This window comes from Arthrobacter pityocampae, assembly GCF_002927275.1.
Classification (GTDB): Bacteria; Actinomycetota; Actinomycetes; order Actinomycetales; family Micrococcaceae; genus Arthrobacter_D; species Arthrobacter_D pityocampae.
The window spans coordinates 59,184-82,756 of sequence record NZ_PRKW01000004.1; the positions used below are offsets into that span (position 1 = coordinate 59,184).

Consider the following 23,573-nt stretch of genomic DNA (forward strand, 5'->3'; position numbering starts at 1 on the left):
CGCCCCTGGCGGGGTGTCGGTCCGGCCGGTAGAGCTGCTACCAGCGGTAGTGTGCGAAGGCCTTGTTCGACTCGGCCATCTTGTGCGTGTCCTCGCGGCGCTTGACCGCTGCCCCGAGACCGTTGGACGCGTCCAGGATCTCGTTCTGCAGGCGCTCGGTCATCGTCTTCTCGCGGCGGGCCTTGGAGTAGCCCACGAGCCAGCGGAGGGCCAGCGCGGTCGAACGACCGGGCTTGACCTCGACGGGAACCTGGTAGGTGGCTCCACCGACGCGGCGTGAGCGGACCTCGAGGGTCGGCTTCACGTTGTCCATGGCCTTCTTCAGCGCTGCGACGGGGTCGCCGCCGGACTTGGCACGTGCGCCCTCGAGTGCGCCATACACGATGCGCTCTGCGGTGGACTTCTTGCCGTCGACGAGCACCTTGTTGATCAGCTGGGTGACCAGGGGGGAACCGTAGACGGGATCTACAACGAGCGGCCGCTTCGGGGCCGGGCCCTTACGAGGCATATTACTTCTTCTCCATCTTCGCGCCGTAGCGGCTGCGAGCCTGCTTGCGGTTCTTCACGCCCTGGGTATCCAGTGCGCCACGGACGATCTTGTAGCGGACACCCGGGAGGTCCTTCACACGACCGCCGCGCACGAGCACGATGGAGTGTTCCTGGAGGTTGTGACCCACCCCGGGGATGTAGGCGGTGACTTCGATACCACCGTTGAGGCGCACACGGGCGACCTTGCGGAGAGCCGAGTTCGGCTTCTTCGGGGTGGTGGTGTAGACGCGGGTGCAGACGCCGCGCTTCATGGGGCTACCCTTCAGTGCGGGCGCCTTGGTCTTGGAGACCTTAGGTGTCCGGCCCTTACGGACCAGCTGGTTAATCGTAGGCACTTTCGTGTTCTCCGTAATGTCTGAAGATGAGATCTGTGACGCCCTACCCAGCGGCTGCGACGCCCTTGCGGGGTCGTACCGTCCGTGGGTCGGGATGATCGGTCGTTTGGCGCACCACCGACGGACATGCTGCCGCAGAACGACTGTAGGCGTGCGAAAATGTGGCATTCGCTGTACAACTTACGTACAACACGGAGATACGTTTCGCAACGCCAATCCACTGCCACACAAACAATTGGTACCCAGTCTACCAGAGACCGCGGGAACCCCGGACGAGGGACCCTCCCCCACATGGTAGGGGCACGGGGGGCCGGAATGCGGGAAGGCCCCGGACCATCAGGTCCGGGGCCTTCCCCATGGGCTGAAGATCAGCGGAAGTCGCTGTTCCCCATGTCGTAGTCGTCCAGCGGGATCGCGTGGAACTCGGGGCTGAGGCCACCGTCGACACCGGCGTAGTCGAAGTCGCTGAACGCGCTCGGACCGGTGAAGAGGTTCGCCTTGGCTTCCTCGGTGGGCTCGACCGTGACCTTCGTGTAGCGGTCCAGGCCGGTACCGGCCGGGATGAGCTTACCGATGATGACGTTCTCCTTGAGGCCGAGCAGCGGGTCGCTCTTGCCTTCCATGGCGGCCTGCGTGAGAACACGCGTGGTCTCCTGGAAGGAAGCGGCCGACAGCCACGACTCGGTGGCGAGCGACGCCTTGGTGATGCCCATGAGCTCGGGACGGCCGGAGGCCGGCTTCTTGCCCTCGGACACCACGCGACGGTTCTCGTCCTCGAAGCGGCGACGCTCGGCCAGCTCACCGGGGAGCAGGTCCGACTCGCCGGACTCGATCACGGTGACGCGACGCAGCATCTGGCGGACGATGACCTCCACGTGCTTGTCGTGGATACCTACACCCTGGCTGCGGTACACGCGCTGGACCTCGTCGACCAGGAACTCCTGGGCCTTGCGGGGGCCGAGGATCCGGAGGATCTGCTTCGGGTCGACCGCGCCGAAGACGAGCTGCTGCCCGACCTCGACGTGCTCGCCGTCGGCCACCAGGAGGCGTGCACGGCGCAGGACCGGGTACGCGATCTCCTCGGAGCCGTCGTCGGGCGTGACCACCAGGCGAAGCTGCTTCTCGGCGTCCTCGATGGTGACGCGCCCTGCGACCTCGGAGATCGGGGCGACACCCTTGGGGGTACGCGCCTCGAAGAGCTCCTGGATACGGGGCAGACCCTGCGTGATGTCCTCGGCCGACGCCACACCACCGGTGTGGAAGGTACGCATCGTCAGCTGGGTGCCGGGCTCACCGATTGACTGCGCGGCGATGATGCCGACGGCCTCTCCGATGTCCACGGTCTTGCCGGTCGCGAGCGAACGGCCGTAGCAGAGCGCACAGGTGCCGACGCTGGACTCGCAGGTGAGCACGGAGCGGACCTTGATGTCCGAGATGCCCGCCTCGAACAGTTCACCGATGAGCACGTCTCCGACGTCGGAGCCCGCGGGAGCGAGCACCTTGCCCTTGGCGTCGAGGACGTCGGTGGCCAGCGTACGTGCGTACGCCGAGTTCTCGACCTCCTCGTGCAGGACCAGCTCACCGTCGGCGTTCGGCACGGCGATGGTGACCTTGAGCCCGCGCTCGGTGCCGCAGTCGTCCTCGCGGACGATGACGTCCTGCGAGACGTCGACGAGGCGACGCGTCAGGTACCCCGAGTTGGCGGTACGCAGGGCGGTGTCGGCGAGGCCCTTACGGGCACCGTGGGTGGCGATGAAGTACTCCAGGACCGACAGGCCCTCGCGGTACGAGGACTTGATCGGACGCGGGATGATCTCGCCCTTGGGGTTCGCCACCAGGCCACGGATGCCCGCGATCTGACGGACCTGCAGCCAGTTGCCTCGCGCACCGGAGGACACCATGCGGTTGATGGTGTTGTCCTTCGGCATCGCGGCGCGCATGGATGCGGCGACCTCGTTCGTGGCCTTGTTCCAGATGTCGATGAGCTCCTGACGGCGCTCCTCGTCGGCGATGAGGCCCTTGTCGAACTGCGACTGGACCTTGGCGGCCTGCGTCTCGTAGCCCTCCATGATGCCGGCCTTGTTGATCGGCGCGGAGATGTCCGAGATGGCGACGGTGACGCCCGAGCGCGTGGCCCAGTAGAAACCGGCGTCCTTCAGGTTGTCCAGCGTCGCCGCCGTGACCACCTTCGGGTACCGCTCGGCGAGGTCGTTGACGATGGTCGAGAGCTGGCCCTTGTCGGCGACCTTCTCCACCCACGGGTAGTCGAGGGGAAGCGTCTCGTTGAACAGGACCTGTCCGAGGGACGTCTCGATCAGCGCAGGCGTCCCCGGCTCCCAGCCCTCGGGAGCGGCGATGTCGGCACTGGGCACGAAGTTGTCGACGCGGATCCGGACCACCGAGTTGAGGTGGAGCGAGCCCATGTCGAACGCCATGACGGCCTCGGCCATGCTCGTGAAGACGCGGCCTTCGCCGGCGCTTCCCTCACGCTTGGTGGTGAGGTGGTGCAGACCGATGATCATGTCCTGCGAGGGCAGGGTGACCGGACGGCCGTCGGACGGCTTCAGGATGTTGTTCGAGGAGAGCATCAGGATGCGTGCCTCGGCCTGGGCCTCGGGGCTCAGCGGCAGGTGGACTGCCATCTGGTCGCCGTCGAAGTCCGCGTTGAAGGCACCGCAGACCAGCGGGTGCAGCTGGAGGGCCTTGCCTTCGACGAGCTGCGGCTCGAACGCCTGGATGCCGAGACGGTGCAGGGTGGGTGCACGGTTCAGCAGCACCGGGTGCTCGGTGATGATCTCTTCGAGGACGTCCCAAACCTGGGGGCGGTACCGCTCGACCATGCGCTTGGCGCTCTTGATGTTCTGCGCGTGGTTGAGGTCCACCAGTCGCTTCATCACGAACGGCTTGAAGAGCTCCAGTGCCATCTGCTTGGGCAGACCGCACTGGTGCAGCTTCAGCTGCGGGCCGACGACGATGACCGAACGGCCCGAGTAGTCGACGCGCTTGCCGAGGAGGTTCTGGCGGAACCGACCCTGCTTGCCCTTGAGCATGTCCGAGAGGGACTTCAGGGGACGGTTGCCCGGTCCGGTGACCGGACGGCCGCGACGACCGTTGTCGAACAGGGAGTCGACGGCCTCCTGGAGCATGCGCTTCTCGTTGTTCACGATGATCTCGGGAGCCCCGAGGTCGAGCAGGCGCTTCAGGCGGTTGTTGCGGTTGATGACGCGGCGGTACAGGTCGTTGAGGTCGGACGTCGCGAAACGGCCGCCGTCGAGCTGCACCATCGGGCGCAGTTCCGGCGGGATCACCGGGACGGCGTCGAGGACCATGCCCAGCGGGCTGTTCGTCGTCGTCAGGAACGCGTTGACCACCTTGAGACGCTTCAGGGCGCGGGTCTTGCGCTGTCCCTTGCCGTTCTGGATGATGTCGCGCAGCATCTCGGCCTCGGCCGGCATGTCGAAGTTCTCGAGGCGCTTCTTGATGGCCTCGGCACCCATGGAACCCTCGAAGTACAGACCGTAGCGGTCACGGAGCTCGCGGTAGAGCCCTTCGTCGCCCTCGAGGTCGGCGACCTTCAGGGTCTTGAAGCGCTCCCACACCTGGACGAGGCGCTCGATGTCGGCGTCGGCGCGCTTGCGGACGTTCGCCATCTGGCGGTCGGCCGAGTCGCGGGCCTTCTTCTTGTCGGCGGCCTTGGCGCCCTCTCCCTCGAGGCGGGCGATCTCGTCCTCGAGGTCCTTGGCGATCGCGGCGATGTCGGAGTCGCGCTGGTCCGTCATCTGCTTCTTCTCGAGGTCGTGTTCGGCCTGGAGGTTCGGCAGTTCGGCGTGGCGGTTCTCCTCGTCGACCGAGGTGATCATGTAGGCGGCGAAGTAGATGACCTTCTCGAGGTCCTTCGGTGCCAGGTCGAGCAGGTAGCCGAGGCGCGAGGGCACGCCCTTGAAGTACCAGATATGCGTGACGGGGGCGGCGAGCTCGATGTGCCCCATGCGCTCACGGCGCACCTTGGCACGCGTCACCTCGACGCCGCAGCGCTCGCAGATGATGCCCTTGAAGCGCACGCGCTTGTACTTGCCGCAGTAGCACTCCCAATCGCGGGAAGGGCCGAAGATCTTCTCGCAGAAGAGGCCGTCCTTCTCGGGCTTGAGCGTGCGGTAGTTGATGGTTTCCGGCTTCTTGACCTCGCCGTAGGACCAGCCGCGGATTTCGTCCGCGGTGGCAAGTCCGATTCGCATGAGGCCGAAGGAGGATTCGCTGGACATAGGGTCCCTGTTCTCTCTTTGTTCTCTAAATTCTTGAAGTCTTATGGGGTGCGGCGGGGAGTGGAGTCCCCCACCGGTCCAGGGAGGTGTCCGGAGGAAGGCGGCTTTAATATTTCAAGGCCGCCCGCGGCCGAAGAAATTTCGTTGCCGCCGTTCCGGGTACCGGACTGGACCGGTCGGGTGAAACCTAGACTTCCTCGACAGAGCTCGGCTCGGCCCGTGACAGGTCGATGCCCAGTTCCTCCGCGGCCCGGAAGACTTCTTCATCCGAGTCACGCATCTCGATCGTCGTGCCGTCGGTGGAGAGGACTTCCACGTTCAGGCAGAGCGACTGCATTTCCTTGATCAGGACCTTGAAGGACTCGGGGACACCCGGCTCGGGGATGTTCTCGCCCTTCACGATGGCCTCGTAGACCTTCACGCGTCCGTGGATGTCGTCCGACTTGATGGTCAGGAGTTCCTGCAGCGTGTACGCCGCGCCATAGGCCTCGAGGGCCCAGACTTCCATCTCGCCGAAGCGCTGGCCGCCGAACTGTGCCTTACCACCCAGCGGCTGCTGCGTGATCATGGAGTACGGGCCGGTGGAGCGCGCGTGGATCTTGTCGTCCACCAGGTGGTGGAGCTTCAGGATGTACATGTAGCCGACGGAGATCGGGTCCGGGAACGGCTCGCCGGAGCGGCCGTCGAACAGTCGGGCCTTGCCGGACTCGCCGATGAGGCGCTGTCCGTCGCGGGTGACGTTCGTGGAGCCGAGCAGGCCGACGATCTCGTCCTCGGTGGCGCCGTCGAACACGGGGGTCGCGACGGTGGTCGAGGAGATCTCCCGAGGGAGGTTCGGGAGGTTCTTGAGCCACTCGGGCTCCCCCTCGATCTTCCAGCCCTGCTTGGCGGCCCACCCGAGGTGGATCTCGAGGACCTGGCCCACGTTCATGCGGCCCGGGACACCCAGCGGGTTCAGGACGATGTCGACGGGCGTGCCGTCCTCCAGGAACGGCATGTCCTCGATCGGGAGGATCTTGGAGATGACGCCCTTGTTGCCGTGGCGGCCGGCAAGCTTGTCGCCGTCGGTGATCTTGCGCTTCTGCGCCACGTACACGCGGACCAGCTGGTTGACGCCCGGGGGCAGCTCGTCGTCGTTGTCGCGGTCGAAGATGCGCACGCCGATGACCGTGCCCGACTCGCCGTGGGGCACCTTCAGCGAGGTGTCGCGGACTTCGCGGCTCTTCTCGCCGAAGATCGCACGCAGCAGGCGCTCCTCCGGGGTCAGTTCCGTCTCGCCCTTGGGGGTGACACGGCCGACCAGGATGTCGCCGGCCTCGACCTCGGCACCGATGTGGATGATGCCGCGCTCGTCGAGGGCCCCGAGGACCTCCTCGGAGACGTTCGGGATGTCACGCGTGATCTCCTCGGCACCGAGCTTGGTGTCGCGGGCGTCGACTTCGTGCTCCTCGATGTGGATCGAGGTCAGGACGTCGTCGGAGACGATGCGCTGCGACAGGATGATCGCGTCCTCGAAGTTGTGACCCTCCCAGGACATGAACGCGACGAGCATGTTCTTGCCGAGCGCGAGCTCGCCCTGGTCCGTGGAGGGACCGTCGGCGATGATCGTGTTGTACTCGACGCGGTCGCCCTCGGCGACCAGGACGCGCTGGTTGTACGCGTTGCCCTGGTTGGAGCGGGCGAACTTCATGATCGGGTAGTTCGTCTCGGTGCCGTCGTCGTTGAGGATGCTGACGAGATCCGCCGACACCTCCTTGACGACGCCGGCCTTCGTCGCGGTGACGGCGTCACCGGCGTCGACGGCGGCGTTCTTCTCCATGCCGGTGCCCACGAGGGGACGCTCGGAACGGAGCAGGGGCACGGCCTGGCGCTGCATGTTCGCGCCCATGAGGGCGCGGTTGGCGTCGTCGTGCTCCAGGAACGGGATCATCGCGGTTGCGACGGACACCATCTGGCGCGGGGAGACGTCCATGTACTCGACCTCGCCGGGCGCGACGAGCACGGGCTCGCCGGAACCACCGCGGGTCCGCACGAGGACCATGTCCTCGACGAACGTGTTGTCCGCGGCGAGGGGGGCGTTCGCCTGGGCGATGAGGCGCTCCACCTCGTCGTCAGCGGTCAGGTAGTCGATCTGCTCGGTGACGAGGCCGTCGACGACCTTGCGGTACGGGGTCTCGATGAACCCGAACGCGTTGATGCGGCCGTAGGAGGCGAGTGAACCGATGAGGCCGATGTTCGGGCCTTCAGGGGTCTCGATGGGGCACATGCGGCCGTAGTGCGAGGGGTGGACGTCACGGACCTCCATGCCTGCGCGGTCACGGGACAGACCACCGGGGCCCAGCGCGGACAGGCGACGCTTGTGCGTCAGGCCGGCGAGCGGGTTGTTCTGGTCCATGAACTGCGAGAGCTGGGAGGTTCCGAAGAACTCCTTGATCGCGGCGACGACGGGGCGGATGTTGATCAGGGTCTGCGGCGTGATCGCCTCGACGTCCTGCGTGGTCATCCGCTCGCGGACGACGCGCTCCATGCGGGACAGGCCGGTGCGGACCTGGTTCTCGATGAGCTCGCCCACCGCACGGATGCGGCGGTTGCCGAAGTGGTCGATGTCGTCGACCTCGACGCGCAGTTCGACGTCGCCGCCGTCGCGCTTGCCGCCGAGGGTCTTCTCGCCGGCGTGCAGGGCGACCAGGAACTTGATCATCGCGACGATGTCGTCGATGTTCAGCACCGAGGCGTCGGAATCCGTGAGGTCCTTGTCGATACCGAGCTTCCGGTTGATCTTGTACCGGCCGACCTTCGCGAGGTCGTAACGCTTCGGGTTGAAGTACAGGTTGTCGAGGAGGGTCTGGGCAGCCTCGACCGTGGGGGGCTCGCCCGGTCGCAGCTTGCGGTAGATGTCCAGGAGGGCGTCCTCGCGGGTCTCCGTGGCGTCCTTCTCCATGGTGGCGCGGATGGAGTCGTACTGGCCGAACTCCTCGAGGATCTGGCCCTCGGTCCAGCCGAGCGCCTTGAGGAGCACGGTGACGGACTGCTTGCGCTTGCGGTCGAGGCGGACCCCGACCTGGTCGCGCTTGTCGATCTCGAGCTCGAACCAGGCACCACGCGACGGGATGATCTTCGCGCTGAAGATGTCCTTGTCGCTGGTCTTGTCGGCGGTGCGCTCGAAGTAGGCGCCCGGGGAGCGGACGAGCTGCGACACGACGACACGCTCGGTGCCGTTGATGACGAAGGTGCCCTTGTCGGTCATGAGGGGGAAGTCACCCATGAACACGGTCTGCTGCTTGATCTCGCCCGTGTTGTTGTTCATGAACTCGGCCTTGACGTACAGCGGGGCGGAGTAGGTCGCGTCGCGATCCTTGCACTCTGCCATCGTGTACTTGGGGTCGGCGAACTCGGGTTCGGAGAAGCTCAGGGACATGGTGCCCTGGAAGTCCTCGATCGGGGAGATCTCCTCGAAGATGTCCGCGAGGCCGGAGGTGGTGGCGAAGCCCTGCAGCCCCTTCTCCAGCGCTTCCTCTACGCGGGCCTTCCAGCGCTCGTTGCCGACGAGCCAGTCGAAACTGTCCGTCTGGAGCGCGAGGAGATTGGGAACGTCAAGCGGTTCGTGAATCTTTGCGAATGAGAGCCGGGGAGCGGCGCCGTCGGCGTCGACCTGGCTGGTAGCGGTTGCATTATTAGAGGTGCTCGGGGCGACCAAGAGGGATCCTTCCACAGACCGTAAGGCTTGTCAGCGCTTTCGCCTCTGCACCGCCACCGCAGGATGCTGCGGGGATCTCAGTGCTCACCCGAGTCTGCTTCCATCCGTCCCAACCATGTGGCCAGGTTCAACGACGAGAGCAGAGCAAAGCCCACCGCTATATGAAGGCTGAGGTTAGAGGGAAGACGCAAAGACCTACACTACGGGATGGGCAGGGCAAAGTCCAATAGCCCCTTTCCCCCTTTTCCGTCAAGCCCACCGCCCACTGGTCGACCCGGCCGGAGGGAGCCGGGCGGGCGGGGGCCGGCGTCCGGAAGCAGCCGGCCCTAGCCGGCGGCCGGCTCCGGCAGGGGGCCCGTGCTCACGTCGCCGCGCAGTCGCTTCACGATCAGTTCGGCGCTGATCAGGCACATCGGGATGCCGATGCCCGGGACCGTGGAGCTGCCCGCGTAGAACAGGTTCCCGACCTTCTGGCTGCGGTTCGAGCCGCGGAAGAAGGCGCTCTGCTTCAGGATGTGCGCCGGACCGAGGGACGTTCCCCGCCAGGCGTTGAGGTCCTCCGCGAAGTCCTGCGGCCCGTAGCTGCGCCGGACCACGATGCGCTCGGCGAGATCGGGGATGCCCGCCCATTCGGAGATCTGGCCGATGACGGCGTCGGCGAGGTCCTCGACCCGCTGGTCTCCCCCGCGCTCCAGTCCGCCCTTGCCGATCCCGACGTCCGCCGGGATCGGCACGAGGACGAACACGTTCTCGTGGCCCTCGGGAGCGACGGAATCGTCCGTTGCGCTGGGACGGCAGACGTAGAGCGACGCCGGCGAGGGCACCGAGGTCTCCTTGCCGAAGATCCGTCCGAAGTTGTCCCGCCAGTCCGTGCTGAACAGCAGTGTGTGGTGTTCGAGCTGCGGGAGGCTGCCCCGCACGCCGAGGTAGAGCAGGAGCGCGCTCGGTCCGGGGACGCGCGTCCGCCAGTACTTCTCGGGGTAGGTTTGCAGGTCCGCGGGCAGGAGGGTCGTCTCCGTGTGGTGGAGGTCCGCCGCCGAGACGACGATGTCGGCGTCGACCGACATCGTCGTGCCTGCGGTGCGGTAGGTGACCGCCCGCACCGCGGCGGTCTGCCGGTCCAGCGGCGACCGGCCGGGCGTGCGCGCGTCCGTGTCGATCGAGACGACGTCGGCGCCGGTGCGGATCTCGACACCGGCGGACTCCGCGACGCGGCGCATGGCCGCGATGAGCGTCGTGAAGCCGCCCATCGGGTACAGGACGCCGTCGTCGAGGTCGAGGTGGCTCATCAGGTGGTACATGCTCGGGGCGTCGAAGGGCGAGCTGCCGAGGAAGACGGCCGGATACCCGAGGATCTGCTGGATGCGGGGGTCCTTGAACCGCTTCTCGACGAACGACTGCAGGGGCTGCAGCAGAAGCGCCCCGATGCGGGGCAGCCGCTTCAGGACGTCCGGCCGGAGGAAGGGCAGGAAGGACTGGAACGTCGAGTAGAGGAAGCGCTTCTTGGCGATCTCGTAGGCGTCCTCGGCGGAGTCCAGGTACTTCGAGAGCTGCTCGCCGGCGCCGGTCTCCAGGGATTCGAAGAGTTTCGTGACGGCTTCGCGGTCCGCCGGGACGTCGACGGTGTCGAATCCCTCCTCGAAGATGACGCGATAGCCGGGATCCAGCTTCACCAGCTCGAGCTGCTCCGCGGCGCTGGTGCCCATCAGCTTGAAGAAGTGGTCGATCACCTCGGGCATCAGGTACCAGGACGGGCCTGTGTCGAACCGGAAGCCGTCCTGTTCCCAGGACCCGGCCCGGCCACCGACCTCGTTCCGCTTCTCCAGGAGGGTGACGCGGTGACCCTCCCGCGCCAGCAGGGCCGACGTCGCCAGTCCGCCGATCCCGCCGCCGATCACGACGACGTCCTTCGCTCCCACGCGGGGGCTCCTGCTCTGCTGTGCGGTCATGCCGTCCTCTCCTGCGCGGGAGGTTCCGGTACCGCGCGACCGGTGAAGGCTTGCACCATGATGCGGAACTTCACCGGGTTGGGAACCCGGATCCGTGCCCGCAGGAGTTCCTCGGCGGGTGTGCGCCTGAGGCGCACCGCCAGATCCGTGAAGAGGGCCTGCGCGAGGGCGACGGCGCGGCGCGGGGTAGGGGGCAGCCCCGGGAGCGCGCCGGCCGAGATCCGCAGGTCCTCGTCGATGTCGTCCAGCAGGCGGTGCTTGTCCGCCTCCGTGAAACTGCCGGGCCGGACACCGGGGAAGTAGCTGCGCCCGAGGCTCGTGAAGTCCTCGGCGAGGTCGCGCAGGAAGTTGATCTTCTGGAAGGCCGCGCCGAGGTGTCGCGCGCCGTCCACCAGCACGGCGTCCTCCTCGGGGGTGACGTTCCGGCCCACCAGGAACGCCTTGAGGCACATGAGCCCCACGACCTCCGCCGAGCCGTACACATACAGGTCGAAGGACTCCTGGGTGTGTTCGTGCCGGGTGATGTCGGCGCGCATCGAGGCGAAGAAGGGCCGGGTGAGGTCGACGCCGATCCCGGTGCTCCGAGCCGTGACCGCGAACGCGTGCACGACGAGGTTGGTGCTGTAGCCCGTGGCCATCGCCGTCTCGGTGTCCCGTTCGAGGTCGTCGAGGAGTCGCTTCACGTCGGCGTCGGACAGGCCGGCCCCGGCCGCTGCGCCGTCGACGATCTCGTCCGCCACCCGCACGAGGGCGTACACGGCCTCGATGGCGCTGCGCGTGGGGCGGTCGAGGATCCGCGAGGCCAGCCCGAAGGACGTCGAGTAACAGCGGATGACCTCGGCGGAGGTCTTCAGCGCGGCGTCGGTGTAGCGCGCGAGCGAATCGTCCACGCCCATTCAGTGCACCCGGTCCACGACGGCCGTCACGACCGGCTGGAGCGCGGACCGCAGGGCGGACGGCACGGCGTCGGACTCGAGGTGTGTGCGGGCTCGCGAGGCGTACTGGGCGGCGAGACCCGCCGAGTAGTCCTTCGCCCCGCTGTCGACGAGGATCCGCCGGACGAAGTCGGCGTCCGCCGCCGACATGCCGGGGCTCCCGACGAGCGATGAGATGCTCTCCCATTCGGGGCGGCCCGACACGTAGGACAGCAGCGCCGTGCGCTTGCCCTCGCGCAGGTCCCCCCAGTTCGTCTTCCCGGTGCGGGTCTCGCTGCCGAAGACACCGAGCAGGTCGTCGGCGATCTGGTAGGCGATCCCGGCGTCGCGCCCGAAGTCGCCGAGCCGTTCGACCACGTCCTCCCCGGCACCCGCGAGGACTGCGCCCGCCTGGAGCGGCCCCTCGAAGGAGTACACCGAGGTCTTGAGACGTGCCATCTGGACGATGTCCTCGAGCGGGGGCACGTCGGAGCTGAGGGAGGTCTCGACGTCGAGGAACTCCCCGGCTGCGGAGGCGAACACCGCCTCGTCGAGGATGTCCCCCAGCCGGCGTCGTGTGGCGGGCGGGGCGGCGACCCGCTCGAGCAGGCGGTAGGCGTTGGACAGCGCGAGGTCGCCGGCGATGACCCCCGCCGAGAGGCCGACGTGTCGTGCTCCGTCCGGGGACAGACCGGCGGCCTCGGCCAGGCTGCGATAGCGGCCGGACACGTTGGGGATGCCCCGGCGGACGAAGTCGCGGTCGATCACGTCGTCGTGCACGATCAGGGCGGTGTGGAGGAGCTCGAAGGCCGCCCCGAGTTCGGCCGCGTTCTCGAGGTCGCGGCCACCGAGCATCTGGTAGGCGGACATCACGAGGCGGGGCCGGAACCGCTTGCCTCCCGCGGTGCAGCGCTCGAGGGTCTCCCACAGGGCCTGGTATCCGGGGCCGATCTTCGCCGCACGGTTCTTGGACTCCTCGAAGAACCGCCGGAGGGCATCCTCGACCTGCTCCAGCCCGGCGGGCTCGACCAGCAGAGTGTCCATGTCCATAGGTAAAGTAAACAACGGAAAGTGCGCCCTTGACTAAATGCGGCGGCGTCGGGCGGCCGGCAGGGCCGCCCTGCCGCTTCGAGGCCGGCGGGACGTGCGGACGACCAGCGAAAAGAGAGCCACCATGGCGAGCGAATCAGGAACCATCCAGCAGGCCGTCGACGGCGGAACGGGCCGGGACGCAGAGCTCGTCGTACTGCTCGCGGAGGACGGCACACCGCTCGGGACACAGGAGAAGGCGACCGTGCACACCCTCGACACGCCCCTGCACCTGGCCTTCTCGACCCACGTGTTCGACGCCGACGGGCGCATCCTCGTGACGCGGCGCGCCCTCGGCAAGAAGGCCTGGCCCGGCGTATGGACGAACTCCTTCTGCGGGCACCCTGCGCCGGGCGAGGATTTCGAGGACGCGGTGCACCGGCGCGCCGCCCAGGAACTGGGCTTCACCGTCACGGATGTCCGGGCGGCGCTGCCCGACTTCCGCTACCGGGCCGTGGACGCCGGCGGGATCGTCGAGAACGAGATCTGCCCCGTCTACACCGCCGTCGCCGACAGCGCGGTCGCTCCCCTGCCCGAGGAGGTCATGGACTACCAGTGGGTCGACGCCCCCGCCCTGGTGCGTGCCGTCACCGCCACCCCCTGGGCGTTCAGCCCCTGGCTGACCCTGCAGCTGCCCCTGCTCTACCCGCAGGGTGCGGACGGCCCGGGGCCGCACCGGGGCTGACCGGGTCGGAGGCGGAGGGACCAGGCCCTAATCTGGTAGCGGCACCATTTCAACGACGAAAGAGAGTTTCGCCATGGCGACACCCACGCCAACCCCCGACGACGTCGTGCTCGTCGGCGGAGCCCGAACACCCCTCGGGCGCCTCAACGGACAACTCGCCTCCTTCACCGCCGTCGACCTCGGTGCCCTGGCCATCACGGGCGCGCTGGAGCGGGCAGGAGTGGACCCCTCCGCCGTGGACGCCGTCATCATGGGCCACGTCGTGCAAGCCGGGTGCGGACAGAATCCCGCGCGGCAGTCGGCGGTCAAGGCGGGTATCCCCTGGAACGTCCCCGCGGTCACCCTGAACAAGGTGTGCCTCTCCGGCCTCTCGGCCGTCATCGACGCCGCCCGGCTGATCCGCAGCGGCGAGGCGAGCGTCGTCGTCGCCGGCGGGCAGGAGTCCATGACGCGCGGACCGCACCTGCTCCCGGGCTCCCGCCAGGGATGGACCTACGGATCCCTCCAGGCCCTCGACTCCGTGGCCCACGACGGCCTGACCGATGCCTTCGACGACGAGTCGATGGGTGCCTCCACCGAACGCGGCAACGTCCGGCTCGTCATCGACCGCACGGCCCAGGACACCGTTGCCGCGGCATCCCACCGGCGGGCGGCCGCCGCGACGGACAGCGGGGTCCTCGCGGAGGAGATCGTCCCGGTGACGGTTCGGCAGCGCAAGGGCGACGACGTCGTCGTCACGACCGACGAGGGCATCCGCCCGACGACGAGCGTGGAGTCGCTCGCGAAGCTGCGCCCGGCGTTCAACCCGGACGGGGCGATCACGGCGGGCAACTCCTCCCCGCTGTCCGACGGCGCGGCAGCGCTGGTCGTCACCACCCGCGCCTACGCCGACGAGCACGGGCTCACGGTCCTCGCGGTCGTCGGGCGTCCCGGGCAGGTGGCGGGTCCGGACAACACGCTGCACTCGCAGCCCTCCGCCGCCATCAGCCAGGCACTCGACCGCGCGGGCTGGTCCGCGGCCGACCTCGACTTCATCGAGATCAACGAGGCGTTCGGCTCGGTCGCGGTGCAGTCGCTCAAGGACCTCGACTATCCGCTCGAGAAGTGCAACATCCACGGCGGGGCGATCGCACTCGGCCATCCCATCGGAGCCTCGGGTGCCCGGCTCGCCCTGCACGCAGCCCTGGAGCTGGCACGCCGCGGGACCGGGAGGTCCGCCGTCAGCCTCTGCGGCGGGGGCGGCCAGGGCGAAGCCCTCCTCCTCTGGCGCTGAGCCTGCCCCGCAGGAATTCCCGGTAGGACGAGAAGAGCCCCGCTTCGTACGAAGCGGGGCTCTTTCGTCGTGCAGTCGACCGGCGTGCGCCGGCCGGAGGTGTTACTTGAGGGTAACGGTGGCGCCGGCGGCCTCGAGGGCCTCCTTGGCCTTCTCTGCGGCTTCCTTGGTGGCGCCTTCGAGGACGGCCTTGGGCGCGCTGTCGACGACGTCCTTGGCTTCCTTCAGGCCCAGCGAGGTGAGCGCGCGAACTTCCTTGATCACTGCGATCTTCTTGTCGCCGGCAGCCTCGAGGACGACGTCGAACGCGGTCTGCTCCTCTTCGACTGCGTCTGCGCCGCCACCGGCGGGGCCGGCGACTGCAACAGCAGCAGCGGTGACATCGAAGGTCTCCTCGAACAGCTTTACGAAGTCCGAGAGTTCAATGATGGACAGTTCCTTGAAAGCTTCGATGAGCTCTTCGTTGGTGAGCTTCGCCATGGGAGGCGTCCTTCCTGTAGTGGTGCAGTGCACCGGAGTGTGGGGGGCGAAGCGACGCTAGTTCGCTTCGGGTGCTGCGGCTTCCTCGACGGGAGCTTCCGTGGGAGCGTCTGCGGGAGCAGCAGCTTCCTCGGTGGCAGCAGGAGCGTCGGCATCGGCTGCAGGTGCAGCGTCGCTTCCCTCCTCGAGCTTGATGCGCAGGGCATCGACGGTGCGTGCCAGGGAGGACATCGGCGCCTTGAGGACACCGGCCACCCGGGCGAGCTGGAGTTCACGGGACTCGAGGGCCGCCAGAGCGACGACCTCGGAGGCGTTGAGTGCCTTGCCCTCGAAGATTCCGGTCTTGATGACGAGCTTCGGGTTGGCTTTCGCGAAATCCGTGAGGCTCTTTGCTGCAGCAACGGCGTCGCCCTTGATGAAGGCGATCGCGGTGGGTCCGGTGAGCTGGCCGTCGAACGCGTCGATGCCTGCTTCCTTCGCCGCGATGCCGGTCAGGGTGTTCTTGACGACGGAGAACTTGTTGTCGTTGCCGAGGGCACGACGCAGGTTCTTCAGCTGAGCAACAGTGAGCCCGCGGTATTCGGTCAGGACAGCAGCGGTGGACTCCTTGAAATCGGTGGCGATCTCATCCACTGCGGAAACCTTTGTTGGCGTTGCCATAACCCTCCTTCCGGGGGAATATGCGCCGGCCTTCCAGCTCCCATAAAAAACGCCCCGCGCAGATGCACGGGGCTGTGCTCGACACGGACCGGGGCCCGTGGAGAGGAGCTTCGTTCACCTGCGTAGGCCGTCCCCTGCGGGAACTTTCGGATCCTGATCCTTCTCCCCTGCCACGCACGAGTGCGCTTCTGGGGAGCGGAGGTGGACCGACCGACGGTCTTTGGTACTCCAAGCCTACGGGACGCCGGGGGGCTCTCCAAATCGGCGCGGGCAGCACCGTCCACGGGAGGAGGAATGATCGATCGCGGATCGGCGGTCTCGGCGGTGCGCCTCCTCCCCTTCGACGCCTCGCGACACTCCCTGAGGGCGACGGCGGCGATGACCAGGGCGGCGATCGGATCAGCCCTGGACCAGCCGAGCGTGCCGTTGGGCAGCAGCCCCGCCAGCAGGTCCCAGGACAGGTGGGTGCAGAACACGGTCCGCCTGGGATCCGCGACGGCGGAGCGGGAGCCGAGCTCACGTCCGGCCCGGCGCTGGGCCCAGGACAGGAACGTCATGACGGCAGGACTGACGGCAGCGAAGGCGCTCTGGTGAGGACGCTGCCGGTTCCTGCTCACCCCGGACACGGAAAAGCCCCGCGGCAGACGCCGCGGGGCTTCCTGGAGGCAATGCCTAGACGGCGAAGACCTTGGTGACGTTCGGGTCGACGGAGATGCCGGGACCGAAGGTGGTCGAGACGGTCGCCTTCTGGATGTAGCGGCCCTTCGACGCGGAGGGCTTGAGGCGGAGGATCTCCTCGAGCGCTGCGGCGTAGTTCTCGCCCAGCTTCTGCTCGTCGAAGGACACCTTGCCGATGATGAAGTGCAGGTTGGAGTGCTTGTCGACGCGGAAGTCGATCTTGCCGCCCTTGATGTCCGTGACAGCCTTCGCGACGTCGGCCGTGACCGTTCCGGTCTTCGGGTTCGGCATCAGGTTACGGGGGCCGAGGATCTTTCCGAGGCGCCCCACCTTGCCCATGAGGTCAGGCGTGGCGACGGCGGCGTCGAAGTCGGTCCAACCGCCGGAGACCTTCTCGATCATGTCGTCGGAGCCGACGAAGTCGGCGCCGGCTGCAATGGCAGCCTCTGCCTTCTCGCCGGTCGCGAAGACCAGGACGCGGGCGGTCTTGCCGGTGCCGTGGGGGAGGTTCACGGTGCCGCGGACCATCTGGTCCGCCTTACGGGGGTCCACTCCGAGACGGAAGGACACCTCGACCGTGGCATCGAACGTGGAGGGGTTGGTCTCCTTGGCGAGGACTACCGCTTCGAGGGGGGCGTACTGCTTGTCCGCCTCGATCTTCGCGGCAGCTCCCTTGTATGCTTTGCTGCGCTGTGCCATCTGCTTGTTCTCCTTATGCAGTCGTGGTCTGCGGACCGCGCTCGGCCCTGCCACTCACGACGTCGTCCGCGGGAGCGTCTCCGTCGTGCCGTGAAAATGGTGGTGTGCCCTGTCGGTCGGATCCGGCCGGGCGGGGTGGGGTAGTTATCCCTCGACCGTGATGCCCATGGAGCGGGCGGTACCGGCGATGATCTTCGCGGCTGCCTGGACGTCGTTGGCGTTGAGGTCTTCCATCTTCATGGTGGCGATCTCTTCGACCTGGGCGTTCGTCAGCTTGGCGACCTTGACCGTGTGGGGCGTTCCGGAGCCCTTGGCGACTCCTGCTGCCTTCTTGATCAGTTCGGCTGCCGGCGGAGTCTTCGTGACGAAGGTGAACGACCGGTCCTCGTACACCGTGATCTCCACGGGGATGACGTTGCCGCGCTGGGATTCCGTGGCGGCGTTGTACGCCTTGCAGAATTCCATGATGTTGACACCGTGCTGGCCAAGCGCAGGACCGATGGGAGGAGCCGGGTTGGCGGCACCTGCATTGATCTGCAGCTTGATGAGGCCGGTGACCTTTTTCTTGGGGGCCATGAAAGGGTCCTTCTCTTGCATTGCGTTCCTGCGGGACAGGAGCGTCCCGCAGGGTGGTGGCCGTCATGGCGTGACGGCCTGACGATGCTCCCCCGGCCAAGCACGCCGGGCGGCACCGAAGCTTTACTGGATCTTGGTGACCTGGTTGTAGGAGAGCGTGACCGGGGTCTCGCGCTCGAAGATCGAGACGAGCACGACGAGCTGCTGCGACTCGTGCTTGATCTCGGAGATCGTCGCCGGGAGGGTCTCGAACGGGCCCTCGTTGACCGTGACGGACTCGCCGACCTCGAAGTTGACCGTGGCCGGCGTGAACTGCGGCTGGACGGGCTTGCCCGAGACGGCATCCGTGTGCACGATCGTGTGCTCGAGCATCGAGAAGACCTCGGAGAGGCTCAGCGGGACCGGGTTGTGAGCGTTGCCCACGAAGCCGGTGACGCCCGGGGTGTGCCGTACGGCGCCCCACGACTCGTCGGTCAGTTCCATGCGGACCAGGACGTAGCCCGGGATGCGCACGCGGTTGACGATCTTCCGCGTGGTGTTCTTGATCTCCACGACCTCTTCCATCGGAACCTGGATCTCGAAGATGTAATCTTCCATGTCCAGTGTCTGGATGCGGGTCTCGAGGTTGGCCTTCACACGGTTCTCGTAGCCGGCGTAGGAGTGGATGACGAACCAGTCGCCCTCCTGACGGCGGAGTTTCGCCTTGAACGCGACCACCGGGTCCTCGACGGGGGCTTCCTCGCCGTCGGCCTCCGAAACGTCAGCGTCCACGTCGGCTGCGTCATCAGCGTCGACGGCCTCGTCGGCTTCTACGTCGTCGCTGTCGTCGTCGGCTGCAGTGTCGGCATCGGAGGCAGCAGCCTCGTCGACGGCGTCGACGGCCGTGACCTCGATGTCGGAGTCGGTGGAGTCGCCGTCAGCGTCGAAGCCCTCAGCAGGCACGTCGCCGGTGGTGGAGTCGACCTCCGCCTCCGTCCCGTACTCCTCGTTCTCCAGACCATCTTCGGGAGTGATCTGCCGTTCGAGTTCTTGCTCGGACACCTAGCCGCCTGCTTTCTGACATTCTTCGAAGGTTGTTCTGCTTGCCTGCACCCGACCCGACGCTCCGACTGCGGAGCGCCGACGGGGTGTTCCCGGGACAGCGTCAGCCGGCGAACACCCACAGGGCGGCGCGGCCGAACACGAGGTCCAGTGCGGTCACGATGAGCATCATGATGACCACGAAGACGAGCACGGTGATGGTGAACCGGACCAGTTCCCGGCGGGTCGGCGTGACGACCTTCCCGAGTTCCGCGAGGACCTGGCGGATGAACAGCATGATGCGTCCGAAGAAGCCGCGCTGGGGGGCCTTCTTCTCGGAGGGGCTTCCCTTGGAGCTGCTCGCAGCCGTATCGGTCACCGTCAACCTCATCAATCTGTGTGGTGTTCCAACCGGACCACCAGTGGCGCGTCCAGCTGATCATGTTTACCGTCGCGCGGAACCGATGCCTGCAACGGGACTTCGTGATCTGTTTCTGCCGTGCCTTCGCCGTCGTTCTGCGAAGGCCACGCGCAGGGCAGACAGGACTCGAACCTGCAACCTGCGGTTTTGGAGACCGCTGCGCTACCAATTGCGCCACTACCCTTTGGTCTTGAACCTGTTCAGCTCCACTCCGGACGGCCCGGGAGGGCACGAACCAGCATGGTGTTTCAACACCGAGGGACAAGTCTACGCATTCACCGCCGGAACGTCGAACCGGCCGTGTCGCGCCCCGCCATGGCGCCTCCCCGGGCGCGGCATGGCGGTCGCCGGGGATGCCACGACGGTGCTCGCGGGTACACCGCCGCACCCGGGCGCGCCGCCGGACCGTGCCCTGTCGCTTCCAGCGCATTGCCCGCCGTGGGGCCCCGCCACGTCCGGGGCCTGCCGTACTGTGCCCCGCCGCATCCGGGCCTGCCGTACTGTGCCCCGTCGCATCCGGTGCCCGCAGTACGGCGCCCGCCACATCCGGGCCCGCAGTACCTGGTCCTCGGGTCCGTATCGGAGCCAGCGCCTAAGCTTGGACACGACACTTGCCCCCCACGGAACGGGACCCGATGAACGCGACGACCGACGACTCCGCCCGCGCAGCACTCCCCCGGATCTCCCGGCGGATCGGCTCGATCGCGGAATCCGCGACGCTCGCCGTCGACGCCAAGGCCAAGGCCCTGAAGGCGGCGGGACGTCCCGTGATCGGTTTCGGTGCGGGTGAGCCGGACTTCCCGACGCCGGACTACATCGTCGACGCGGCGATCGAGGCGGCCCGCCAGCCGCGGTTCCACCGCTACTCCCCCGCCGGCGGCCTCCCGGAACTGAAGCAGGCGATCGCCGCCAAGACGCTGCGTGACTCCGGCTACAGCGTGGATCTCTCCCAGGTGCTGGTGACCAACGGCGGCAAGCAGGCCGTGTACGAATCCTTCGCCGCGCTCCTCGACCCCGGGGACGAGGTCCTCGTGCCCACCCCGTTCTGGACCACCTACCCCGAGGCCATCCGCCTTGCCGGCGGTGTCCCGGTCGAGGTCTTCGCCGGCCCCGAGCAGGGCTATCTGGTCACGGTGGACCAGCTGGCGGCCGCCCTCACGCCGCGCACCAAGGTGCTCCTCTTCGTCTCGCCCTCCAACCCCACCGGCGCGGTGTACGGCCCCGATGCCGTGCGGGAGATCGGTGAGTGGGCCGCGGCGCGCGGACTGTGGGTCGTCACGGACGAGATCTACGAGCACCTGACGTACGACGACGTCCCCTTCACCTCGATCGCCACGGCGGCTCCCGCGCTCGGCGACAGGGTGGTCATCCTCAACGGCGTCGCGAAGACGTACGCGATGACCGGATGGCGGGTGGGCTGGATGATCGGGCCCACCGACCTCGTGAAGGCGGCGACCAACCTGCAGTCCCACGCGACGTCGAACGTCTCGAACGTGCCGCAGATGGCCGCCCTCGCCGCCGTCTCCGGTCCGCTGACGGCCGTCGAGGAGATGAAGGTGGCGTTCGACCGACGGCGCCGCGCCATGGTCTCGGGGCTCTCCGCGATCAAGGGCGTCGAGTGCCCCACTCCGCACGGGGCCTTCTACGCGTACGCGGACGTCCGGGCCCTGCTCGGCCGGAGCTTCGACGGGGCCACGCCGACGACGTCGGCCGAACTCGCCGCGCTGATCCTCGAGAAGGTGGAGGTCGCGGTCGTGCCAGGCGAGGCCTTCGGGCCCAGCGGCTTCCTGCGGCTGTCCTACGCCCTGGGTGACGAGGACCTCGCCACGGGCGTGCGTCGGCTGCAGGAGTTCCTGGGCTCAGCCCGCTGACCGTCCTGCCGGTCGCACCCGCTGCACTGCCGTCCGCGCTGCGCCGGGCTCCCCAGGCGGCCGGCTCGGGCGGCCACTCGGATCAGAGCAGCCGGCGCTCCGTGGCCCAGCGCGTGAGTTCGTGCCGCGATGACAGCTGCAGTTTCCGGAGCACCGCGGACACGTGGGTCTCGACGGTCTTGACGGAGATGAACAGCTCCTTCGCCGTCTCCTTGTAGCTGTAGCCGCGGGCGATCAGCCGCATGACCTCGAGTTCGCGTGCCGACAGGCGGTCGAGTTCGTCGTCGACCGCGACCGACGCCGTCCCGAACGCGTCGAGGACGAACCCGGCGAGCCGCGGCGAGAAGACGGCGTCGCCCGAGGCGATGCGCTGCACGGCATCGGTGATCTCCGGGCCGGAAATGGTCTTCGTGACGTAGCCGCGGGCTCCCGCGCGGATGACGGCGACGACGTCCTCCGCGGAGTCGGACACGCTGAGGGCCAGGAAACGGGACGGGACGCCGCGCCGGGTGCACCGGTGGATGACCTCCGCGCCACCGCCACCGCGGCCGCCCGGGAGGTGCACGTCGAGGAGGACGACGTCGGGCCGCACGCCGTCGATCACGGTCTCCGCCTCCTCCACCGTCGCCGCTTCGCCGAGGACGCGGATCGCGGGCCCGAGCGCCGCACGGAGCCCGGCGCGGAAGATCCCGTGGTCGTCGACGATCACCACGGAGACCGTTCCGGGCGCCGGTCCCTCCGGCGGCTCATTCACGGCGTCCATGGATCTCCCTTCCGGCCGTCGGCCGTTCGTCCTGTCGTCGGGTGAAGCTGTCGTCCCTCCGGCGTGTGGAGCCGCCGGAGGGACGGTGTCTGAGGTACTGGCTGTCCGTAAGACCGGACCCGGGGGCGCCGCCGCGTGGCAGGAGCCTCATGCCGGGATCCCCGTGGGGCGGGGCAGGCGGAGCCGCACCTCGGTGCCGTCGGCGTCGCTGCGGAGTTCCGCCGTCCCGCCGTGGCGCTGCATCCTGCTGTTGATCGATTCCCGGATGCCCAGGCGGTCCGCCGGGACCGCCGCCGGGTCGAAGCCGGGGCCGCGATCCCGGACGAAGACCTCCACGGCCTCCGGGCCTGCCTCGAGGTACACCGAGACGGCGACGCCGGCGTGCTTCGCCGCATTGAGCATCGCTTCCCGTGCCGCCTGGGCGAGGGCGTCCTCGGCGGGCTCCAGCGGGGCATCCCCGACGGCGACGACGGTGACCGGGTGCCCGTACAGGTCCTCGATCTCCCCGGCCATGCTCCGGAGCCGCTCGGCGAGGCTGACGGGGTCCCGTATGGGATCGGCGAACAGCCACTGGCGCAGCTCACGCTCCTGCGCCCGGGCCAGGCGCAGCACGTCCGTCTCCGAGTCCGCCCGGTTCTGGATGAGCGCCAGGGTCTGCAGGACCGAGTCGTGGAGGTGGGCGGCGATTTCCGCGCGCTCCGTCTCCCGCACGCGGGCGGCCTGCTCGCTCTCGAGGTCCCGCCAGAACTTGAGACCCCACGGGGCGAGGACCAGTCCGACGCCGACGAGGACGGCGAGGACGGCGACGAGCGTGGCCATGGTCAGGGTCCACGAACCACTGCTGGAGAGCGCGACGAGGACCCCCGCGATGACGAGGACGATGCCCGCGAACAGGCGCAGGGCACCGCCCGCCCGTTCGGCGCCGGCGCGATTCATCACGCGGGCGCGCCGCACGTCGTCGAGCTGGGACCAGGCGAGCGCCGCGCCCGTCGCGACGACCGCGATGGGGACGAGGAACCCCCAGTCCACCTGGACGCCGAGCAGCTGCACCACGAGGACGGCCGCAGCGACCAGCAGGGCGGTCCCGAACAGGATCTCCCGGCGGCCCGCGCGGTCCGTGCGGTCGGGCCCGACGTCGCCGGCGGACGGGCCCCGACCGGGCCGGTCGCCGGTGGCGCGCAGCGCTGCTGCAGGGGTCGGGTCCTCGGGAGCCGCACCGGGAGCTGCTGGTCCCTGCCCCGACGGCGCGGCAGCTGACCCGGGGGTCGGACTCGTCAGGCCCGCCACGCCTGCGCGGCCGCCGTCGTCGTTCCGGTGACCGGTGGCCCCGACGTCGTGCATGAAGGCCGCGGGACCGCTCCGGCGTCCCAGCATCGCGGCCTGGTCGGACGCCGTCGGGACGAAGATCCAGAGCCAGGCGTACAGGAACACCCCGGCGCCGGAGGCGAGGGTCAGCACCGCCATGCCGACCCGCACCCAGGACCGGGGAATCCCCAGATGAGCCGCGAGGCCCGCGCAGACGCCGGCGATGACGCCGTCGGACGTGCGCAGCAGCGGAGGTCTCATCTCCTCATCAAAGCACGCTGCGGGCCGCTCGGGGACGGTCCCGGAGCAGATTCAGGGCACACTCAGGGTTCAATCAGGGTAGGCCC

Annotated in this window: 19 protein-coding genes and 1 tRNA gene; 4 read left to right on the forward strand and 16 right to left on the reverse strand. The window is 68.1% G+C overall.

Annotated elements, in window-relative coordinates; translation table 11 throughout:
• Positions 1 to 37: 37 nt before the first annotated feature.
• From rpsG to C4K88_RS09315, 7 genes are all read right to left on the reverse strand, one after another.
• Positions 38 to 508, reverse strand: a complete 471-nt coding sequence (gene rpsG / locus C4K88_RS09285; RefSeq protein WP_043440595.1) for a 30S ribosomal protein S7 — start codon at positions 506 to 508, stop codon at positions 38 to 40.
• 1 nt (position 509) lies between these two features.
• Positions 510 to 884 (reverse strand): 30S ribosomal protein S12, encoded by a 375-nt coding sequence (rpsL, locus tag C4K88_RS09290; protein WP_043440593.1) that lies wholly within the window; start codon positions 882 to 884, stop codon positions 510 to 512.
• Between the two features lie 368 nt (positions 885 to 1,252).
• A complete protein-coding gene (locus C4K88_RS09295; RefSeq protein WP_104121373.1) occupies positions 1,253 to 5,146 on the reverse strand; it encodes a DNA-directed RNA polymerase subunit beta' in 3,894 nt (1,297 codons plus the stop codon).
• Between the two features lie 187 nt (positions 5,147 to 5,333).
• Positions 5,334 to 8,843, reverse strand: coding sequence for a DNA-directed RNA polymerase subunit beta (rpoB, locus tag C4K88_RS09300; RefSeq protein ID WP_104121374.1), 3,510 nt, complete (start codon positions 8,841 to 8,843; stop codon positions 5,334 to 5,336).
• Between the two features lie 326 nt (positions 8,844 to 9,169).
• Positions 9,170 to 10,792 (reverse strand): phytoene desaturase family protein, encoded by a 1,623-nt coding sequence (crtI, locus tag C4K88_RS09305; protein WP_104121375.1) that lies wholly within the window; start codon positions 10,790 to 10,792, stop codon positions 9,170 to 9,172.
• Positions 10,789 to 11,688 carry a phytoene/squalene synthase family protein gene (locus tag C4K88_RS09310; protein WP_104121376.1) on the reverse strand — a complete coding sequence of 300 codons (900 nt, stop codon included), beginning with the start codon at positions 11,686 to 11,688 and terminating at the stop codon, positions 10,789 to 10,791. Before C4K88_RS09310 ends, crtI begins: the two co-directional genes overlap by 4 nt.
• The gene (locus C4K88_RS09315) at positions 11,689 to 12,756 is read right to left on the reverse strand and encodes a polyprenyl synthetase family protein (protein WP_104121377.1); all 1,068 of its coding nucleotides are present in this window, start codon (positions 12,754 to 12,756) and stop codon (positions 11,689 to 11,691) included.
• A gap of 124 nt (positions 12,757 to 12,880) precedes the next feature.
• On the opposite strand from C4K88_RS09315, the gene idi reads away from it, so the two are divergent.
• Entirely contained in the window at positions 12,881 to 13,480 is a 600-nt protein-coding gene (gene idi, locus C4K88_RS09320; RefSeq protein ID WP_104121378.1) for an isopentenyl-diphosphate Delta-isomerase, read from the forward strand.
• Between the two features lie 73 nt (positions 13,481 to 13,553).
• Positions 13,554 to 14,753 (forward strand): acetyl-CoA C-acetyltransferase, encoded by a 1,200-nt coding sequence (locus C4K88_RS09325; protein WP_104121379.1) that lies wholly within the window; start codon positions 13,554 to 13,556, stop codon positions 14,751 to 14,753.
• A gap of 102 nt (positions 14,754 to 14,855) precedes the next feature.
• On the opposite strand, the gene rplL is transcribed toward C4K88_RS09325, so the two are convergent.
• Together rplL and rplJ are read right to left on the reverse strand one after the other, a co-directional pair.
• On the reverse strand, positions 14,856 to 15,233 hold the full coding sequence (gene rplL, locus C4K88_RS09330; RefSeq protein ID WP_104121380.1) for a 50S ribosomal protein L7/L12: 378 nt from the start codon (positions 15,231 to 15,233) through the stop codon (positions 14,856 to 14,858).
• Between the two features lie 57 nt (positions 15,234 to 15,290).
• The gene (gene rplJ / locus C4K88_RS09335; RefSeq protein WP_104121381.1) at positions 15,291 to 15,893 is read right to left on the reverse strand and encodes a 50S ribosomal protein L10; all 603 of its coding nucleotides are present in this window, start codon (positions 15,891 to 15,893) and stop codon (positions 15,291 to 15,293) included.
• 294 nt (positions 15,894 to 16,187) lie between these two features.
• Between rplJ and C4K88_RS18245 the strand changes: the two genes are divergently transcribed.
• Positions 16,188 to 16,487 carry a hypothetical protein gene (locus tag C4K88_RS18245; RefSeq protein ID WP_167399011.1) on the forward strand — a complete coding sequence of 100 codons (300 nt, stop codon included), beginning with the start codon at positions 16,188 to 16,190 and terminating at the stop codon, positions 16,485 to 16,487.
• A 78-nt stretch (positions 16,488 to 16,565) separates the two neighbouring features.
• On the opposite strand, the gene rplA is transcribed toward C4K88_RS18245, so the two are convergent.
• From rplA to C4K88_RS09365, 5 genes are all read right to left on the reverse strand, one after another.
• A complete protein-coding gene (gene rplA, locus C4K88_RS09345; protein WP_104121382.1) occupies positions 16,566 to 17,270 on the reverse strand; it encodes a 50S ribosomal protein L1 in 705 nt (234 codons plus the stop codon).
• 144 nt (positions 17,271 to 17,414) lie between these two features.
• Positions 17,415 to 17,846 carry a 50S ribosomal protein L11 gene (rplK, locus tag C4K88_RS09350; protein ID WP_043440576.1) on the reverse strand — a complete coding sequence of 144 codons (432 nt, stop codon included), beginning with the start codon at positions 17,844 to 17,846 and terminating at the stop codon, positions 17,415 to 17,417.
• A gap of 123 nt (positions 17,847 to 17,969) precedes the next feature.
• The gene (nusG, locus tag C4K88_RS09355; RefSeq protein WP_241521809.1) at positions 17,970 to 18,887 is read right to left on the reverse strand and encodes a transcription termination/antitermination protein NusG; all 918 of its coding nucleotides are present in this window, start codon (positions 18,885 to 18,887) and stop codon (positions 17,970 to 17,972) included.
• Between the two features lie 103 nt (positions 18,888 to 18,990).
• Entirely contained in the window at positions 18,991 to 19,245 is a 255-nt protein-coding gene (secE, locus tag C4K88_RS09360) for a preprotein translocase subunit SecE (protein WP_241521810.1), read from the reverse strand.
• A gap of 153 nt (positions 19,246 to 19,398) precedes the next feature.
• A tRNA-Trp gene (locus C4K88_RS09365) sits at positions 19,399 to 19,471 on the reverse strand.
• A gap of 451 nt (positions 19,472 to 19,922) precedes the next feature.
• Here C4K88_RS09365 and C4K88_RS09370 point away from each other — a divergent pair.
• Positions 19,923 to 21,158, forward strand: coding sequence for a pyridoxal phosphate-dependent aminotransferase (locus C4K88_RS09370; RefSeq protein WP_104121384.1), 1,236 nt, complete (start codon positions 19,923 to 19,925; stop codon positions 21,156 to 21,158).
• 82 nt (positions 21,159 to 21,240) lie between these two features.
• Here the strand turns inward: C4K88_RS09370 and C4K88_RS09375 are convergent, their stop codons facing one another.
• Positions 21,241 to 21,921, reverse strand: a complete 681-nt coding sequence (locus C4K88_RS09375) for a LuxR C-terminal-related transcriptional regulator (protein WP_104121385.1) — start codon at positions 21,919 to 21,921, stop codon at positions 21,241 to 21,243.
• Between the two features lie 147 nt (positions 21,922 to 22,068).
• Positions 22,069 to 23,487 (reverse strand): ATP-binding protein, encoded by a 1,419-nt coding sequence (locus C4K88_RS09380; RefSeq protein WP_104121386.1) that lies wholly within the window; start codon positions 23,485 to 23,487, stop codon positions 22,069 to 22,071.
• Positions 23,488 to 23,573 lie beyond the last annotated feature (86 nt).

Excerpts from the sequence above, each read along its gene's own strand:
- C4K88_RS09310 (WP_104121376.1), bottom strand. The coding sequence starts at position 11,688 with ATGGGCGTGGACGATTCGCTCGCGCGCTACACCGACGCCGCGCTGAAG.
- crtI (WP_104121375.1), bottom strand. The coding sequence starts at position 10,792 with ATGACCGCACAGCAGAGCAGGAGCCCCCGCGTGGGAGCGAAGGACGTC.
- rplL (WP_104121380.1), bottom strand. The coding sequence starts at position 15,233 with ATGGCGAAGCTCACCAACGAAGAGCTCATCGAAGCTTTCAAGGAACTG.
- idi (WP_104121378.1), top strand. The coding sequence starts at position 12,881 with ATGGCGAGCGAATCAGGAACCATCCAGCAGGCCGTCGACGGCGGAACG.
- rplK (WP_043440576.1), bottom strand. The coding sequence starts at position 17,846 with ATGGCCCCCAAGAAAAAGGTCACCGGCCTCATCAAGCTGCAGATCAAT.
- rplJ (WP_104121381.1), bottom strand. The coding sequence starts at position 15,893 with ATGGCAACGCCAACAAAGGTTTCCGCAGTGGATGAGATCGCCACCGAT.
- C4K88_RS09380 (WP_104121386.1), bottom strand. The coding sequence starts at position 23,487 with ATGAGACCTCCGCTGCTGCGCACGTCCGACGGCGTCATCGCCGGCGTC.
- C4K88_RS09295 (WP_104121373.1), bottom strand. The coding sequence starts at position 5,146 with ATGTCCAGCGAATCCTCCTTCGGCCTCATGCGAATCGGACTTGCCACC.
- rplA (WP_104121382.1), bottom strand. The coding sequence starts at position 17,270 with ATGGCACAGCGCAGCAAAGCATACAAGGGAGCTGCCGCGAAGATCGAG.
- C4K88_RS09370 (WP_104121384.1), top strand. The coding sequence starts at position 19,923 with ATGAACGCGACGACCGACGACTCCGCCCGCGCAGCACTCCCCCGGATC.
- C4K88_RS09315 (WP_104121377.1), bottom strand. The coding sequence starts at position 12,756 with ATGGACATGGACACTCTGCTGGTCGAGCCCGCCGGGCTGGAGCAGGTC.
- C4K88_RS18245 (WP_167399011.1), top strand. The coding sequence starts at position 16,188 with ATGATCGATCGCGGATCGGCGGTCTCGGCGGTGCGCCTCCTCCCCTTC.
- C4K88_RS09375 (WP_104121385.1), bottom strand. The coding sequence starts at position 21,921 with ATGGACGCCGTGAATGAGCCGCCGGAGGGACCGGCGCCCGGAACGGTC.
- rpsG (WP_043440595.1), bottom strand. The coding sequence starts at position 508 with ATGCCTCGTAAGGGCCCGGCCCCGAAGCGGCCGCTCGTTGTAGATCCC.
- C4K88_RS09325 (WP_104121379.1), top strand. The coding sequence starts at position 13,554 with ATGGCGACACCCACGCCAACCCCCGACGACGTCGTGCTCGTCGGCGGA.